At 62.6% G+C, this 14,283-nt stretch carries 14 protein-coding genes; 4 read left to right on the top strand and 10 right to left on the bottom strand.

Annotated features, from left to right (window positions below):
* Positions 1–74: 74 nt before the first annotated feature.
* On the bottom strand, positions 75–449 hold the full coding sequence (locus CIT25_RS10735) for a hypothetical protein (protein WP_095484517.1): 375 nt from the start codon (positions 447–449) through the stop codon (positions 75–77).
* A gap of 196 nt (positions 450–645) precedes the next feature.
* Positions 646–1,572: an NAD(P)-dependent oxidoreductase gene (locus tag CIT25_RS10730; RefSeq protein WP_245329820.1), complete on the bottom strand. Its 927-nt coding sequence runs from the start codon at positions 1,570–1,572 to the stop codon at positions 646–648.
* A 94-nt stretch (positions 1,573–1,666) separates the two neighbouring features.
* Here CIT25_RS10730 and CIT25_RS10725 point away from each other — a divergent pair, with 94 nt between their 5' ends.
* Entirely contained in the window at positions 1,667–1,990 is a 324-nt protein-coding gene (locus tag CIT25_RS10725; protein WP_095484515.1) for a winged helix-turn-helix transcriptional regulator, read from the top strand.
* Between the two features lie 37 nt (positions 1,991–2,027).
* On the opposite strand, the gene CIT25_RS10720 is transcribed toward CIT25_RS10725, so the two are convergent.
* Entirely contained in the window at positions 2,028–3,167 is a 1,140-nt protein-coding gene (locus tag CIT25_RS10720; protein WP_167391046.1) for a LacI family DNA-binding transcriptional regulator, read from the bottom strand.
* 579 nt (positions 3,168–3,746) lie between these two features.
* Here CIT25_RS10720 and CIT25_RS10715 point away from each other — a divergent pair.
* The 3 genes from CIT25_RS10715 (at position 3,747) to CIT25_RS10705 (ending at position 7,497) form a co-directional block, all read left to right on the top strand.
* Entirely contained in the window at positions 3,747–4,709 is a 963-nt protein-coding gene (locus CIT25_RS10715) for a sugar-binding protein (protein ID WP_095484514.1), read from the top strand.
* A gap of 202 nt (positions 4,710–4,911) precedes the next feature.
* A complete protein-coding gene (locus CIT25_RS10710) occupies positions 4,912–6,456 on the top strand; it encodes a sugar ABC transporter ATP-binding protein (protein ID WP_095484513.1) in 1,545 nt (514 codons plus the stop codon).
* Positions 6,457–6,501: 45 nt separating this feature from the next.
* Positions 6,502–7,497: an ABC transporter permease gene (locus tag CIT25_RS10705; RefSeq protein ID WP_095484512.1), complete on the top strand. Its 996-nt coding sequence runs from the start codon at positions 6,502–6,504 to the stop codon at positions 7,495–7,497.
* 167 nt (positions 7,498–7,664) lie between these two features.
* Here the strand turns inward: CIT25_RS10705 and phnN are convergent, their stop codons facing one another.
* From phnN to iolD, 7 genes are all read right to left on the bottom strand, one after another.
* Entirely contained in the window at positions 7,665–8,294 is a 630-nt protein-coding gene (gene phnN / locus CIT25_RS10695; protein WP_164547060.1) for a phosphonate metabolism protein/1,5-bisphosphokinase (PRPP-forming) PhnN, read from the bottom strand.
* Positions 8,291–9,430 carry an alpha-D-ribose 1-methylphosphonate 5-triphosphate diphosphatase gene (locus tag CIT25_RS10690; protein ID WP_095484509.1) on the bottom strand — a complete coding sequence of 380 codons (1,140 nt, stop codon included), beginning with the start codon at positions 9,428–9,430 and terminating at the stop codon, positions 8,291–8,293. Before CIT25_RS10690 ends, phnN begins: the two co-directional genes overlap by 4 nt.
* 80 nt (positions 9,431–9,510) lie before the next feature.
* Positions 9,511–10,218, bottom strand: a complete 708-nt coding sequence (locus CIT25_RS10685) for a DUF1045 domain-containing protein (protein WP_095484508.1) — start codon at positions 10,216–10,218, stop codon at positions 9,511–9,513.
* A 154-nt stretch (positions 10,219–10,372) separates the two neighbouring features.
* The gene (gene iolB / locus CIT25_RS10680) at positions 10,373–11,185 is read right to left on the bottom strand and encodes a 5-deoxy-glucuronate isomerase (RefSeq protein ID WP_095484507.1); all 813 of its coding nucleotides are present in this window, start codon (positions 11,183–11,185) and stop codon (positions 10,373–10,375) included.
* A gap of 6 nt (positions 11,186–11,191) precedes the next feature.
* Positions 11,192–11,410: a DUF3329 domain-containing protein gene (locus CIT25_RS10675; RefSeq protein ID WP_095484506.1), complete on the bottom strand. Its 219-nt coding sequence runs from the start codon at positions 11,408–11,410 to the stop codon at positions 11,192–11,194.
* A gap of 47 nt (positions 11,411–11,457) precedes the next feature.
* Positions 11,458–12,375, bottom strand: coding sequence for a myo-inosose-2 dehydratase (gene iolE, locus CIT25_RS10670; protein ID WP_095484505.1), 918 nt, complete (start codon positions 12,373–12,375; stop codon positions 11,458–11,460).
* Between the two features lie 44 nt (positions 12,376–12,419).
* The gene (gene iolD / locus CIT25_RS10665; protein ID WP_095485065.1) at positions 12,420–14,261 is read right to left on the bottom strand and encodes a 3D-(3,5/4)-trihydroxycyclohexane-1,2-dione acylhydrolase (decyclizing); all 1,842 of its coding nucleotides are present in this window, start codon (positions 14,259–14,261) and stop codon (positions 12,420–12,422) included.
* Positions 14,262–14,283: the final 22 nt, after the last annotated feature.

The following is a 14,283-nucleotide window of genomic DNA, read 5'->3' as shown; positions in this document are numbered from 1 at the left end:
AGAGCTTGTCGGAATATCCCCAACTGAAGCGACGATCTTGCGACCGGATCTGGCTGAATAATTTGGTGCGTGGCCTATGACACTGAAGACCTTATCAACGGCCCGAAAAAGCCGACGATACGCGTTATTCGCTTCTGGCTGGAGTCGAGGAAGGCTATGTCCAAACCCTCGGGGAAGGACGATCCATCAGGCATCACAAACTTCCACGCGAAGCGTGCGATCCCATGATGAACATCCACGTCACTTGTCCGTAAGATGCGGGCACCGGGATGCTTGGCCAGAACTCCTGCGATGTGCGCGAGCAGTTCTTCCGCGCCAGTCGCATGGACTGTAGGGTCGGTGTATGTTGCGCCATCGCTCCAGACCGATGACAGCAACGCCCGCCGCTGCTGGGCGTTCTCATCAGACCAGGCAGCACAATACGAATCGATGAGAAGCGTCAAAGGCATCCTATTCCCCTAATGCAGATCACTGGCCTGACTCGGCCCATGCTTGGACAACAAAGCCCGAACGCAGCTCATCGTTAAACGGCCCGCTGGCTGACGGTAAAGCATGATCCGCCTCAGTAAGGCCGAAAGCTGCATAATGAAAATCCGCTCAGCCAGTCAGAAAGGGCCTTCTCGCAATCCAGGTCGGAGAGGTCTCCTATCTGGACTTTCCCAGAAACTGCGATAACGCGGCAAAATCATCATGTAAGTGGCCAGCTGCAATCGCCCGTTGGAAGATCGCATCGTAAGCGTTGACGACCGAGCGGTCGATCTTGCGCGCCTCCATCAGCTCCAAGAGATGCTGGAATGCGCCGTAGTGCGGGGAGATCGACGAGAGCGTCTCGTTGTCGCTGGCAAAACGGCCAGCATTCGTCCGCTTGATGAGGTCGACGACAAGCCCGTCAACAACAGGCGCTGTTGCGGTCCACTGCCGTGCCAACTCGCCGAGGTCGATCTCTTCGGCCTGAGACACGGCGATCGCATGGAGCGCTCCGAACAGCGCGCCCCACATGAGAGCAAGCAGCGCGCTATCAAGTGCGTTCGCCCGTCCCGGTTCTTCCCCGACATGCTGGACATTGCCGCCCAAGGCACGAAACATCTCCTCGTTCGCGTCGAAAGCCTGCCTTGGCCCCGAGATCAGTATCGTCCCGGCATCTGTGCCGATGAAATCCGGCGTGGCCATGATCGCGCCATCGAGATAGTTGGCTCCGTGCTCGGCAACCCATTCAGCGGCTTCGCGTGCGCCATGCGGCGTTCCCGAAGTGAGCTCCACGATCAGCTTGCCGCGAATAGCTGAAGCAACGGCATCGTCGCGCAGAACCGCGCTTGCCTGGTAGTCGCTTACGTTCACGATGATAATCTCAGCCGCATTGACAGCTTCGAGGACGGACCCCGCGACAGTGGCGCCGAGCGCTACCAGCGGTTCGGCCTTTTGTTTTGTCCTGTTCCAGACCGTCGTCCGATATCCCGACTGAAGCAGGGCGCGGGCGAGCGCCGATCCCATACGACCCGTCCCCACGACGCTGATTGAAAGCTTCATTGCAACACTCCATACCAATAGATGCCAATAGGCGCCCGGCGCCATGGTTTTGCCGTCACGGGCAGAGGTATGCTGGAGTGAATGGCGCGCACAATACGCACCTGGAGGTAAGTGGTTACCCAACGGTAAGGAGAACATCATGAATAAGCCGACGGCCAATTGCGGCTTCGCAACCGCGATCAAGGCGATCGAAGGGAAGTGGAAAGTGGATATTCTTTGTGAGCTTGGAACGGCGTCTCGCAGGTTCGGCCGGTTGAGGCAGTCGATTCCGGCGATCAGTGAAAAGATGCTGACGCAGCAATTGCGTGAACTGGAGGCCGACGGGCTTGTGAACCGAGAAGTCTATCCGGGATCGCCGACCAAGGTCGTCTATTCGTTGACGGAAAGCGGAGCGGCGCTCAATGCTGGAGCAGAGGCGTTATGCCGTTGGGGTGAGCAATTCCCTTCCGGTATCGATGCTTAACGGAACTCCACAATTTCAGGAGTGGTATGGTCCATGCTCAGCCGGTTGCCGGACCGCTTGAGCGCGCAGGCGCCACAGCACTGACCGATTCCCGTTCGACCAGCGGGCATTCAAGCTTGGTGATGGGGTAGCGGCCGCGGCCGGGCGGTGCGGGAACTTCCAATTGCTCGATCGCCCATTGCCCCATCGCCATATGCGGCAGGATCGAGGTCGTCAAAGGCGGGAACAGATGGCGGGCGATTTCCTCGTCGTCATAGCCGATAACCGAAATATCCCCAGGGATGTGCAGGCCGGCTTCCTTGAGCGCCTCGTAGCAGCCGATCGCGGTGCGGTCGTTCTGGCAGAAGATGGCGGTCGGGCGGTCCTTGAGCGCCAGAAGCTTGACGGTCGCGGCGTAGCCGGCGCTCGCCGACCAGTCGCCCTCGACCACCAGCTCCGCATCGAACGGGATGTCGGCCGTCGCTAGCGCCCGGCGGTAGCCCTTCAGCCGATCCTGTGCCGCCTGCATCCAGGGCTCGCCGGTGATGGTGGCGATGCGGCGATGGCCATGACTGATCAGGTGGCGAGTGGAGCTCTGCCCGCCGGCGATCTCGCTCGGCACCACGGCGGGAAAGGCGTAGTCGGCGGTGTAGCAATTGAGCAGGATGACCGGGATGTCGAGGCCGTAGAGATAATCTGGCGCGACGATCTCGCGCGTGAAGATGGTCATATAGATCAGCGCCGAAATGCCCCGCTTGGTCAGTGCCGCAATGGCGCGCGGCTCCATGACGGAATCACCCAAAGTCTGCGCGACCAGCACGACATTGCCGGCATTCCACGAGGCTTGGCGTGCCCCTTCGATGGCGACGACCGCTTCGGGGCTGGTCGCCAGTTGATCGACCGCGAAGCCGATCACCCCGTCCAGCCCCTCCAACGAGGCGACAGGGCCGCGAAGAGCAGAGAAGGCTGGTGGCGCATAGCCGAGACCCCGCGCGGCCTCGATCACCCGTTCGCGGGTCTGCTGCGACAGCCTTATGCCCGGCGTGTTGTTGAGCACGAACGAAACCGTCGCCTGCGAGCAGCCGGCGGCCCTGGCGATGTCCGTCATGGTGACGCGACCCTTGGGGTTTTTCGCAGGAGCCTTTCGGGGCTTGGAGACCTCAGGCGCAGGATCACGCAGATCCGTCGGTTCGTTCATGGCATTGTGTTCCAAATTACCGGCCTGGCTGATCAGAGGTCGCCCTGGACGTCGTTAAATACGGCAGCCCGGCCCGGTGCTTCGCGTTTATAAAACAAGCACTCGATTAATCATTATTACTATTCCTGGCAACCGAATTGGCTATCAGCGCGAAGAGAGCAATGTGAGAGATACACGCGGTCTTGAAGGGCGGATTCCTCACTTCTCGCGCCATGCGGCAGGCAGCCATTTCGTCAGCGACACCAGGTTCCAAGCAGAAGACTAATACTATTTACTAATAGTCGTAAGCGTTTTAAAGTCAATTTGTCATGCCGGCCCGGGGTCGAACGGGCCATGACGGGAAGCAGGCGTGTGGCGCGGCATCCGCGGCTCTTGGGCCGGCAAAGCAACGCCACGCAATTACAGAAATGTCAGACAAATCCGACTATACGAACAGCCAATGAATCTCTAAAGTCCAAAATCGCGGCTGGAATGGCGCCGTTCTTTCGCTGCCAGCACCCCTTGAGGAGGAGGGCGTCCAAGCCGCATTCGACAAAGTTCAGATCAGCGAAAATGACTGAATCAAACGGGAGGTTGAACATGAAATCTGTAATACGAAATGCGTCCGTCGCCGCCGCGGCCTTGGCTCTCGGCCTGTCCATCACGGCAATTGCTCGCGCCCAGGACAAACCGACGCTGGCCTTCGTCGTCAACGGCGCTTCCGATTTCTGGAAGGCGGCCGAAGCCGGCGTCAAGAAGGCGCAGGCTGAATTGCCCGACTACGATCTGCAGCTCAAATATCCGGAGCAGTCCTCGGTCGCCATCCAGCAGCGGCTGATGGACGATCTGGTGACGGCCGGCGTCAAGGCCATCATGGTTTCTGCAGTCGACCCCAAGACCTCGACCGACGGGCTGAACAAGATCGCCTCGGAGACGGCGCTGTTCACCACCGACAGCGATGCACCGCAGACCAAGCGGGTCGCCTATATCGGCTCGTCCAATATCGACGCCGGCAAGCAGGCGGCAGAGATCGCCAAGAAGGCGATGCCTGACGGCGGCAAATGCCTCGGCTTCGTCGGCCTGCTCGGCGCCGACAACGCCAAGGAGCGCATTGAGGGCATGAAGGAAGGGCTCGCTGGCACCAAGATCGAGTTGATCGACGTTCGTGGCGACGACATCGACCAGGCCCGCGCCAAGAAGAACGTCGAGGACGCGCTGGTCGCCAGCCCCGACGTCACCTGCATGGTCGGCTTCTATTCCTACAACACGCCGCGCATCTATGAAGCGCTGCGCGACGCCGGCAAGCTCGGCCAGATCACGGTCGTCGGCTTCGACGACGATCCGATCACGCTGGGCGGCGTCAAGGAAGGCACCGTTGCCGCCACCGTTGTGCAGCAGCCCTTCGAATGGGCCTACCAGGGCATGAAGCTGATGGCCGCCTATCTCAAGGGCGACAAATCGGGCGTTCCCGCCGACGGGCTGATCATCGTGCCGACCAAGATCATCGGCAAGGACGACGTCGACGCCTATGCCGCCAATCTGAAGACAATGGCGGGTAAATAATCGGCGTTGGCGCTGCCCCTCATCCGCCTGCCGGCACCTTCTCCGGTGAACAACGGGGAGAAGCGACAAGCTCCAGCGCTGGCGATCCCCCTCTCCCCGTTCTTCACGGGGAGAGGGTAAGGGTGAGGGGCAGCGCGACGCTGTTGTTGACGGGCCTCGCCAGGCCCGTCAGTCTGTGGCCCACCGGCTGCTGTCAGGCATGATGAATTATTCCGACGCATCCATCAGCGCATCCACGATTGCCCCGTTCCTCAGTCTCGAGGGCGTGCGCAAGACCTACCCCGGCGTGGTTGCGCTGGACGGGTTTTCGATGGACGTCAGGCCCGGCGAGGTCATCGGCCTCGTCGGCGAAAACGGCGCCGGCAAGTCGACGCTGATGAAGATACTCGGCGGCGTGACCACCCCCGACACCGGCACGGTTATCGTCGACGGGGTCGCCCATGACGGGCTGACGGTCGAGGCCAGCATCGGTTCCGGCATCGCCTTCGTCCACCAGGAACTCAACCTGTTCGAAAACCTCGATGTTGCCGCCAACATTTTTTTCGGCCGTGAGCCGTGGCGCGCCGGCCCGCTCAAGCTGGTCGACCGCGCCAGGCTGCGCGCGTTGTCGGCGCCGCTGCTCAAACGCGTGGGCGCCAATTTTTCCGCCGACACCCCGGTATCGGCGCTGTCGCTTGCCCAGCAGCAGATGGTCGAAATCGCCAAGGCGCTGTCGATCGAGGCGCGGCTGGTCATCCTCGACGAGCCGACATCGAGCCTGCCCCTTGCCGAAACCGACAAGCTGCTCGATGTCATCAGGGCGCTGAAGGCGGAGGGCATCAGCGTCATCTTCATCTCGCACCGCCTTCACGAGGTCGAGCGGGTCGCCGATCGCGTCGTCGTGCTGAGGGACGGCATGCTTGCCGGCACGTTGCCGAAAAACGCCATCAATCACGACCAGATGGTCAAGCTGATGATCGGACGCTTGCTGAAGGAGAGGGAGAAGGCCGCAGAATCGGCGCGACCGCCCGGCACGGTCGCCTTGTCGGCCAAGGCTATTCGCACAAGCGCCTATCCCGACCGGCCAGTCGATCTCGGCGTCAGGCATGGCGAAATCCTCGGCCTGGCTGGTCTTGTCGGCTCCGGCCGCACCGAGCTGGCGCGCGTGCTTTTCGGTATTGAGAAGGCACTTGGCGGTGCGCTCCAGCTTGATGGAACAGATCTGGTTCTTGGTTCGGCTGCGGACGCAGTGGCCAACGGGATCTTCCTCGTCCCGGAAGACCGCAAGCTTACCGGCATCCTGCTCGACCTGTCGATTGCCCAGAATATTTCGCTCCCAAACCTCCCGGCGCATGCACGGCGGTTCCTGGTCTCGGCCAGCGCCGAAGCCGTCACCGCCGAGAAGCAGAAACGCAATCTCGGCATCAAGGCGCCCTCGGTGGCGACGCGCACCGGCACGCTGTCCGGCGGCAACCAGCAAAAGGTGGTGCTTGCCAAATGGCTGGCCATGCACCCTAAGGTGATGATCCTCGATGAGCCGACACGCGGCATCGATATCGGCGCCAAAGCCGAAATCTACGGGCTGATGCGGGCGCTGGCCGATGCCGGCGTCGCCGTGCTGATGATCTCGAGCGACATGGAGGAGGTGATCGGCGTCTCCGACCGCATCGCCGTCATGCATGAGGGCCAGATCTCAGGCATTCTCGACAAGGAGCAATTCAGCCAGGAAAACGTGCTGCTGCTGGCAGTTGGCAAACAGCCGAAATAGCTTTTTGTTTTGGCGCGGGTTCTAGTCAGGCATTGGGAGAAGACGATGAGCAAGAAAGATCTCGGCCTGCTGATCCTGATCCTTGTGGTGGGAGCGGTGGTGGCGATCATCAATCCGCGCTTCCTGCTGCCAATCAACCTCGCCAATACCTCGAACCTGATCGGGCTGTTCGGCATCCTGGCGATCGGCCAGGCCTTCGTCATCATCACCGGCGGCATCGAACTGTCGGTCGGCTCGGTGGTCGCGCTGCTCGGCGTCCTGTTCGTCGATTTTATCGCGACGCGCGGCATGGCATGGCCGGTGGCGCTGCCGCTGATCCTCGTGCTCGGCGGCCTCATCGGGCTGGCACATGGCTGGCTGATCACGCGGCTCAAATTGCAGCCCTTCGTGGTGACGCTCTGCGGCCTGCTGATCTACCGCGGCGTGGCGCGGTTCTACACAGCCGACGGCACCGCCGGCTTCGCCTTCGGACAGAACTTTCCGGAGCTCGAGTTCCTGACAGCGGGGCGATCCTATGGCGTGCCAAACAGCTTCATCGCGCTGATCGTCATCGCAATCGTGACGTGGGTGGTGCTGCACCGCTCGGTGTTCGGGCGCTACCTCTATGCCATCGGCAAAAACGAGGAGGCGGCGAAATATTCGGGCATCCGCACCGGTCGCGTCGTCATCGCCGCCTATGTCATCTGCGGTGTGCTGACGGCGCTGTCGGCGATCTACTTCGCCATGTACACGCGCTCGATCTCGCCGGCGAGCCACGGTCAGTTCTACGAACTCTACGCCATTGCCGCAGCCGTGCTCGGCGGCTTCTCGCTGCGCGGCGGCGAGGGCTCGCTGATCGGCGTCATCCTCGGCACGGTCTTGCTGCAGGAGCTGCAAAACCTCGTCAACCTGCTCGGCATCCCCTCCTCGCTCAACTTCGCGGTGATGGGCGGAGTGATCCTCATCGGCGTGCTGGTCGACCAGCAATGGGGCGTGTTCCGGGAGCGGCGACTGATGCTGGGGGCAGCCCGCAAGGGCGCGGCAGGTGCCGCCGCGGAATAGTTGCACCGCCTCGGCCTTCTCCCCTTGTGGGAGAAGGTGGATCGGCGCGTAGCGCCGAGACGGAAGAGGGGTGTTGGACGGATCGCTGGCGATGCCAAGCTGGAGCACCCCTCATCCGACCGCTTCGCGGCCACCTTCTCCCACAAGGGGAGAAGGTAAGGGGCAGCCTAGATCAGGCCCGACATGTCGGAGAAGGCCATCGCCTTGCGCAGCACATCGGCGAAGCGCTCGCCGGCTGCCTCGCGTGGGCCGCTATTGTCGATCGAGGTGACGCCTGGCCCGGACAGCGCCACATTGGCGCTGCGCGCCAGGCGCGCCAGCACCTCGCCGCGCGACTCGCGGCCGCGCATGGCCAATCGCTCGGCCAGGATTTCCGGTGAAGCGGTGATCTCGACGATGGCGAGATTTGCGTAACGCTCGCGTAGAACCGGGATAATGGCGCGGGAGACATTGGCAATGGCGACGCGTCCATTGGCGACCGACCAGTCGACTTCAGCCGGAATGCCGTAGCGCAAACCATGCGCCTCCCAGGAGATGGCGAAGGCGCCATCCGCCTCGGCCTCGACAAAGGCCGCATCGGCCAACGTGTCGTGATCCTCGCTTGTCGTGTCGCTCGGCCGGGTGATGACCCGGCGCACGAACTCCAGCCTTGTCTCGTCAGCGAAGCGGGTGCGGGCATAGCCGATCACCGTGTCCTTGCCGGCGCCGCTCGGCCCGACAACGGCGACAAAGACACCGTCGCGGATCGGAAACGCCGCGGCCGACAACTCACGCTCGATCAACGCCGACGCCATCATGCGACCCGGCGTCCCTGCCGCCAGACCGTGCGGACGACCGGGACATGGTCGTCGAGACGTACACGCACCAGATCGGCGCGCCGGCCCTGCTCGATGACGCCACGGTCGGTTAGGCCGACTGCCTCGGCCGGGTTCTTCGAGACCATCGCCACCGCCTGAGGCAGGGAAACGCCGTCGACCACGTCGCCGAGAAAAAAGGCCGACTGGATCAGGCTGAAGGGAATGTAGTCGGACGACAGTATGTCGAGCAGCCCGTCGCCGGCGAGTGTGCGGGCTGAAACGTTTCCAGAATGCGAGGCGCCGCGCATGACATTCGGCGCGCCCATCAGCACGCCAAGCCCTGCTTCTTTCGAGGCCCTGGCGGCTTCTTCTGTAGTTGGGAACTCGGCGACGCGGACACCCTGCTCGATCGCTTCGTCGACATGGCCTGTCGTGGCGTCGTCATGGCTGGCGAGCACGATGCCGCGCTGATGGCAGGCGGCGGCGATGAAGGCGCGGTTCGGGCCGGAATTCGTCGCCGATTCCGCCATCCGCTTCTCGCAAAATTGCTGGAATTCGCGATCCGTCAGCTTCAGCTTGCGCTGGTAGTAATAGGCATAGGTTTCCAAGTCGACGAACTGGCGCTGTCCCGGCGCATGGTCCATCAGCGACGCCAGCTTGATCCTGTCATCGCCGTCGAAATGGGCGAAGGCTGCGAGGCAATCCGGCGCCGAAACCTCGCAGCGCAGATGGATGAAATGATCGGCCCGCAGCCGGTCCTGCTGGACGCTGTCCTCGATCGCATCGGCCAGCTTGCGCATGTCGGCCGAATTCATGTCGGCATCGTCGTCCATGCCGACGCGCAAGGCATCGAGCACGGTGGTGATGCCGGCGGTCGCCACCTGCGCGTCGTGAGCGAGCACCGCGGCGATCGGGTTCCAGCGCACCTTCGGCCGCGGCGCGTAATGGCCTTCGAGGTGGTCGGTGTGAAGCTCGACCAGTCCGGGGATGATGAAATCGCCGCTCATGTCCTCGCCGGTCCGGCCGGCACCGGCATCTATCCCGGTGATCAAGCCGTCGCGCAGCACGATCGATCCTTCGACGATCTCGTCGGCAAGCACGATGCGGGCATTGTTGAGAACGGTCTCGGCGGTCATTTCAGGCAGTCCTTGGAGCATTTTGCAGCCAATTGGAATCGATTGGCATCGCACAAATGCGGTTAAAACAAACAGTCATCTCAGGCAGTTTTTCTAGCCGGGCGGCGCCCGAGCGCGTGATGGGAAAGCACCATGAACGGGGCGCCAGGTTCGGTTTCGACAAACAGGGTCAGCGCGTCCACCGGCACCGGCTTTTGCAGGACCTGCGCAAACAGGCTGTCGATTGCTAAGCGAAGACGAGGGCTTTCCTGTGGCGAGGCCCGGCCGGACAGCGTCATATGGAAACGAAAGGTCTCGAAGACATAGGGGTAGCCCCATTGGCAGAGATTGCGGAATTCAGCCGGCTTCAGCGAATCCGGGCTGCGCCGCTCGATTTCCGCCTCGCTCAGCGGCGCGCGAAAACGGTCGAAGTCGCGCACCACGTCATCGGCGAAGCGGTTGAGCGCCGGCAGTGGTCCTTCCGGCACCAGTGCGAAGAAGCCGTCGATCTGGCTGACGACCAGCCGTGGGATGGTCACCACCGGCGTCGCCTCGGCAAAATCGTCGAGCGCCGCGCGAAGCGAGGCTTCCGTCTCGTTCGGGGCTAGCCGGAAGGGCGCCTTCAGCGTCGCATGGAAGCCGTAGCGGCGCGCCGAAGCGGTGTGGAAGGCGACTTCCGCCGCCGACAGCTCGCCCACGGCCTCGACCGGCCTTGTGGCGGCGCCGAATGGGTCGCGGCCGAGCCAATTGGCGGCGATCCGCGCCAGCGGTTCGTCCTGCCGGGGGGTGAAATAGATAGCGTAGCGCATCGAAAGTCCTCGTCAACTCCCGCTGCCATAGGCGATTTGCATGACGAAATGACGAAGCTGATGATCGCTCCTGATAACAAAGTTGTTCAGGCGGGTCATTAGCCGACGATTTTTTCGCTTTGGGCCAGTTTGCCAACCCGGAAGAGCCGCGCGATCAGCTCTTCATCAGCCATTCGTGCTCAGGCGCGTTGTGGAACTTCCACGTCCGCTTCGGCCCGGCCATGACGTTGAGGTAATAGAGGTCGTAGCCATGGCAGGCGGCACAAGGATGATAGCCCTTTGGCACCAGCACGACGTCGCCGTCCTCGATCGCCATCGCCTCATCGAGCGAACGAGCGCCATTCCTGTCGGCATCCGTGTAGACGCGCTGGAAGGCGAAGCCCTGTGGCGGGTTGAGCCGGTGATAGTAGGTCTCCTCGAGATAGGATTCGGCCGGCAGATTGTCCTGGTCATGCTTGTGCGGCGGGTAGCTCGAGGTGTGGCCGCCGGGCGTGATGACCTCGACCACCAGCAAGGAATCGGCCGGCTTGCCTTCCGGCAGGATGTTGGTGATATAGCGCGTGTTGGTGCCCTTGCCGCGAACCTCCTGGCCGAGTTCCTTCGGCGCAATGACGCGGACCGGCAGGCCGCCGCCAAGCCCAGGCGCCGAGCAGACCGCGAGTTCGACATCGGTGTCGGCGGTCACCGACCAGTCAGAGCCCTGCGGCACATAGACCGACCACGGCTTGCCTTCGAAGGGCGACATGCGTTCGCCGAGCAGGCCGAGATCATTGTCGCCCGCCCTAGCCTTGCCCTTGCCGGTGACGAACACCAGGCAGACTTCGCAGTTCGCGGTCTGCCCGGAGGCTGCCTCACCGGGCCGCAGCCGATGCAGATCGAAACCGACATAGGTCCAGCCGGCGCTTTGCGGCGTCACATGGGCGACGCGGCCATGGCCCTTATCGGCTTTGATGAGCAGTTTCGACATCTAGGGTCATTCCTTCGGTTCGGTGTCGGCCGAAGCCTTGTCCTCGTCGGCCGGCTTGTAGAGATAGAAGAACTGCCACACGGCATAGCCGGTGAAGCCGAGCGCGATCGTGCCCCAGAATGGTGCGCCGGTGGCAAACTCGACCACGGCCCAGACCAGGCAGACCGCGACGATGGCAACGCGCCGCCACAGAGGCCGGAAGAACGGGTGCTCGGAGTCCTTCATCGGATCAACCCCCGCATCGGATCAGCCATTTGCCGGGAATAGTGCATTCAAGCATTGGGGAAGCCCTGTGTTTCAACGGTGTAGCCGGCAGCCGTCATCACCCGCATCAACTCCTTGTAGCCGACTTGTGCCATCTTGAGCGGCGGATTCTTCCTGGGATCCTGCTCGGCCTCGACGACGAACCAGCCTTCATAACCGTAGTTCGCCAGCCTTTCCACAATGGCGCCAAAATCCAGCGAGCCATCTCCCGGCACCGTGAAGGCGCCAAGTGCCACAGCATCGAGGAAGGATTGCTTCTGGCGGTCGAGTTTCTCGATCACCTCCATGCGCACGTCCTTCACATGCACGTGGTTGATGCGTTTGTGATGGTTGTCGATGGCGCGCAGAACATCGCCGCCGGCAAAAGCCAGATGGCCTGCATCGAGCAGCAGTGGAATGCCTTCTCCCGAGTAGCGCATGAATGCGTCGAGTTCGGGCTCGGTCTCGACCACCGCCGCCATATGATGGTGATAGGACAGCGGCATGCCCTGCTCGGCGCACCATTCGCCGAACTGCGTGAGGCGCCTCGCATAGGCTTTCATCTCGTCGTCCGAAAGCTTGGGCTTGGTGGCGAGCGGCTTCGAGCGATCTCCCTGGATGGAGCGGCCGACCTCGCCATAGACGATGCAGGGCGCGTTCACCGCCTTGAACAGATCGATCATCGGCTGGATGCGATCCTTGTTGTCAGCCATGCCTTCGTCGACCAGTGTGCCGGAGAACCAGCCGCCGCAAAGCGTGACGTCGGCCTCTTTCAGGATCGGCAGCATGATCTCCGGATCGCTGGGAAAACGGCGGCCCATTTCCATGCCGGTGAAGCCTGCCGAACGCGACTGCGCCAGGCATTCCTCCAGCGACACATCATCGCTGAGTTCCGCAAGATCGTCGTTCCACCATGCAATGGGGGACATGCCCAGTTTGGCTCTCAAGTCGTTACTCCAGTTCAGGCCTTAGGATCAGCTTCACGGACGGCTTAAGGCCGCCCGCTCAGCGCTTCCTCGTATTTCTTGCGCGCCGCGTTCACTTGCGGGCGCACCGAGACTTCCGGCACGGCGACATCCCACCAGCTTCCACCGGCTTCGGTCGAAACCAGCGGATCGGTGTCGATGACAAGCACAGTGGTCCTGGTATTCTTCCGAGCTTGCGCCAGCGCCGTTTCCAGCCCGGCGATCGACGAAACTTTCTCGGCGATCGCGCCCAGGCTTGCCGCATGCGCGGCGAAGTCGATATCGGGCAGAACCTCGTGGCGGGCGTCCTTCAAGAGATTGTTGAAGTTGGCGCCGCCGGTCGCCATCTGCAGCCGGTTGATGCAGCCATAGCCTCGGTTGTCGAGCAGCACGATGGTCAGCTTGAGGCCGAGCATGACAGACGTTGCGATCTCGGAATTGAGCATCAGATAGGAGCCATCGCCAATCATCACGACGACCTCCTCGGCGGGCTTGGCCATTTTGACGCCAAGCCCGCCTGCGATCTCGTAACCCATGGTCGAGAAGCCGTATTCGGCATGGTAGGAGCCGGGCGCCCCCGCCTGCCAGAGCTTGTGCAATTCGCCGGGCAGGCCGCCGGCGGCATGAAGCAACGTCACACCGGCGCCCATGGCGCGCTGCACGGCACCGATCACCTGCGCGTCGGAGGGATAGGCGGCATTGGTCGACGCCGTCACCTTGTCGGCATCGGCCTGCCAATCCTTTTTGCCCCTGGCCGCATTGTCGGTCCAGGCGACCGGCGCCTTCCAGTCTTTCAGCGCCGCGCCGAGCTCGGCGAGCCCTTCCGCCGCGTCTGCGACCAGCGGCAGCGCCTGGTGCTTTCCCGCATCGAAAGGTTGGACGTTCAGCCCGATGATGGTTTTGCCGGAATTCTTGAACAGCGCCCAGGAACCGGTGGTGAAATCCTGCAGCCTGGTGCCGACGGCAAGCACGACGTCGGCTTCTTCGGCCAGCCGGTTGGCCGCCGAGGTGCCGGTGACGCCGACCGCCGCCATGTTGAGCGGATGATCGTCCGGCAGCGATGATTTGCCGCCCTGCGTCTCGCAGACCGGGATGCCGGCGCCTTGCACCAGCTTCGCCAATTCACCCGATGCCTGCGAATAAAGCACGCCGCCACCGGCAATCACCAATGGCTTAGTCGCCCCCTTCAGCGCCGCAACCGCAGCCGCGAGTTCCTGGCGGTCCGGACGCGGCCGCCGCTGATGCCAGACCCGTTCGGCGAAGAAGCTCTCGGGGTAATCATAGGCCTCGGCCTGCACGTCCTGGCAGAGCGCCAGCGTCACCGGCCCACATTCGGCCGGATCGGTCAGCACCTGCATGGCACGGTTCAGCGCCGGGATGATCTGCTCCGGCCGGGTGATGCGATCGAAGTAGCGCGACACCGGCCGGAAGCAGTCATTGACCGTCGCCGTGCCGTCAGAAAAATCCTCTGCCTGCTGCAGGACGGGGTCGGGAATGCGATTGGCGAAGACGTCGCCGGGGAGAAACAGGACGGGCAACCTGTTTACATGCGCAAGCGCCGCCGCCGTCACCATGTTGAGCGCGCCGGGGCCGATCGAACTGGTCGCCGCCATGAAGCGGCGACGGAAATTGGCCTTGGCATAGGCGATCGCCGCATGCGCCATCGCTTGCTCGTTATGGGCACGGAAGGTCGGCAATTCGTCGCGCACCTGATAGAGCGCCTCGCCGACGCCGGCGACATTGCCATGGCCGAAGATCGCCCAGACGCCGCCGAAGATCGGCATTTTCTTGCCGTCGATCTCGGTCATCTGGCGAGCAAGAAAGCGGGTCAGCGCCTGCGCCATCGTCAGGCGGATCGTCTTGGTCATCTTGTTTCCTCCGCAGTCCTTA

It is taken from the genome of Mesorhizobium mediterraneum (assembly GCF_002284565.1).
Classification (GTDB): Bacteria; Pseudomonadota; Alphaproteobacteria; order Rhizobiales; family Rhizobiaceae; genus Mesorhizobium; species Mesorhizobium mediterraneum.
This window is presented reverse-complemented; position numbering and strand designations above follow the sequence as displayed.

Bases quoted from the DNA above. Each gene is read 5' to 3' on its own strand.
- iolD (WP_095485065.1), bottom strand. From the start codon at position 14,261: ATGACCAAGACGATCCGCCTGACGATGGCGCAGGCGCTGACCCGCTTT.
- CIT25_RS10715 (WP_095484514.1), top strand. From the start codon at position 3,747: ATGAAATCTGTAATACGAAATGCGTCCGTCGCCGCCGCGGCCTTGGCT.
- CIT25_RS10675 (WP_095484506.1), bottom strand. From the start codon at position 11,410: ATGAAGGACTCCGAGCACCCGTTCTTCCGGCCTCTGTGGCGGCGCGTT.
- CIT25_RS10730 (WP_245329820.1), bottom strand. From the start codon at position 1,572: ATGGCGCCGGGCGCCTATTGGCATCTATTGGTATGGAGTGTTGCAATG.
- CIT25_RS10705 (WP_095484512.1), top strand. From the start codon at position 6,502: ATGAGCAAGAAAGATCTCGGCCTGCTGATCCTGATCCTTGTGGTGGGA.
- iolB (WP_095484507.1), bottom strand. From the start codon at position 11,185: ATGTCGAAACTGCTCATCAAAGCCGATAAGGGCCATGGCCGCGTCGCC.
- CIT25_RS10690 (WP_095484509.1), bottom strand. From the start codon at position 9,430: ATGACCGCCGAGACCGTTCTCAACAATGCCCGCATCGTGCTTGCCGAC.
- CIT25_RS10725 (WP_095484515.1), top strand. From the start codon at position 1,667: ATGAATAAGCCGACGGCCAATTGCGGCTTCGCAACCGCGATCAAGGCG.
- CIT25_RS10720 (WP_167391046.1), bottom strand. From the start codon at position 3,167: ATGAACGAACCGACGGATCTGCGTGATCCTGCGCCTGAGGTCTCCAAG.
- phnN (WP_164547060.1), bottom strand. From the start codon at position 8,294: ATGATGGCGTCGGCGTTGATCGAGCGTGAGTTGTCGGCCGCGGCGTTT.
- CIT25_RS10735 (WP_095484517.1), bottom strand. From the start codon at position 449: ATGCCTTTGACGCTTCTCATCGATTCGTATTGTGCTGCCTGGTCTGAT.
- CIT25_RS10685 (WP_095484508.1), bottom strand. From the start codon at position 10,218: ATGCGCTACGCTATCTATTTCACCCCCCGGCAGGACGAACCGCTGGCG.
- CIT25_RS10710 (WP_095484513.1), top strand. From the start codon at position 4,912: ATGAATTATTCCGACGCATCCATCAGCGCATCCACGATTGCCCCGTTC.